Below are 1,153 nucleotides of genomic sequence, written 5' to 3' on the forward strand. Positions count from 1 at the left end.
GGTATACGTTGGCAACTTCACGAACACTGCGAGCAGCCTTAAATTCGACAATTTCGAACTCAATGCCAAGTATCAATTCACGAAGGCTGCCTATGTAGGTGCGATGTACAACTACACGATTGCCCATTTCGACAGCAGCGCGGGCAACTCAAAGCCGAAATACCACCAGTTCGGCTTGATGACGGACTACAACCTATCAGGACGTACTGACGTCTACGTTCAAGGCTTGTACCAGCATGCATCGGGTGGCGGCGCTGTGTCGGCGCCGTTGAATACCGCGTTTATAACGGGCGCAGATGCGCCGTCGTCGAGTGCCAATCAGTTCCTCGCGCGCGTTGGCATCCGGCACACGTTCTAAGCACTTGCGATTTACGGTTATCGGGCAGGGTGTGCCCGATAACCTGGCGCAACGCATTGCATCGCTGGATCAGTTCGACACCGACTCCGAACGAAGGGCTGCCGAGCCGGTGGTCTTCGTCAGCTCTGTGCTGTCGGTGCCGTGCTGGATTGCATAGATCTCGCGATTACGCGCGATGGCCTGTGCCGACGGCGGATAGTCTGCTTTGGGCGCCGGTACAAGGCCGTCTGCCTCGGCCTGCAGGAGTTGCGCGTGCACCTCGGCGCGCGTCAGCTCGTCAGGCGACGACTGGGCAAAAGCATTGGCGCCGAACGACAGGCTGAGGACGGTGACAGCGAAGGCGGTAAGCAGTTTCATGGTGTTGCTCCGGTTAGCGTGCGATGAGTGGCTTGAACCACCATTCCCATTCTTCTCGTTCCGGCTGTCGGCGCGCTGACTCCTGGATTACTGTTTTGTTAACTACACGAGGCATTGAGTCGATCTGCTTTGCAGCGCGTGCCTCGCCGACGTGGCCTCAGCTATTTCCTCGTGGCCTGAGCGACGCTGTACGAGCCGTTGCATTAACTCTTTTTCATCTTCGCGCGAAAAGACTGCAAGAGCCCCGCGTCTAACATCTTGCCTATATGGAGGTTATGACGACGCGTATCGCAAGCCGACCGCACGCTCGAGGTAGCGGTCGTTGGGCGCAGCACTCTGCCATTTTCACAGAGAGGAACACACATGGGTACACCAAAGCACCGCGCAACCCCGGTAGGTCTGTCGCTGGTTGTCGACAACTCGCGGGCGGCTGAGAGG

Annotated in this window: 2 protein-coding genes; one reads left to right on the forward strand and one right to left on the reverse strand. The window is 57.8% G+C overall.

Annotation, left to right across the window (positions count from 1 at the left end; translation table 11 throughout):
* Positions 1-358 (forward strand): porin (locus P0D96_RS48030; protein WP_408321351.1); only part of this gene is annotated, 358 nt, incomplete at its 5' end.
* A 69-nt stretch (positions 359-427) separates the two neighbouring features.
* On the opposite strand, the gene P0D96_RS48035 is transcribed toward P0D96_RS48030, so the two are convergent.
* Positions 428-715 carry a DUF4148 domain-containing protein gene (locus P0D96_RS48035; protein WP_408180532.1) on the reverse strand — a complete coding sequence of 96 codons (288 nt, stop codon included), beginning with the start codon at positions 713-715 and terminating at the stop codon, positions 428-430.
* Between the last annotated feature and the right edge of the window lie 438 nt (positions 716-1,153).

The organism is Paraburkholderia sp. RL17-347-BIC-D (assembly GCF_046027915.1).
Taxonomy (GTDB): Bacteria; Pseudomonadota; Gammaproteobacteria; order Burkholderiales; family Burkholderiaceae; genus Paraburkholderia.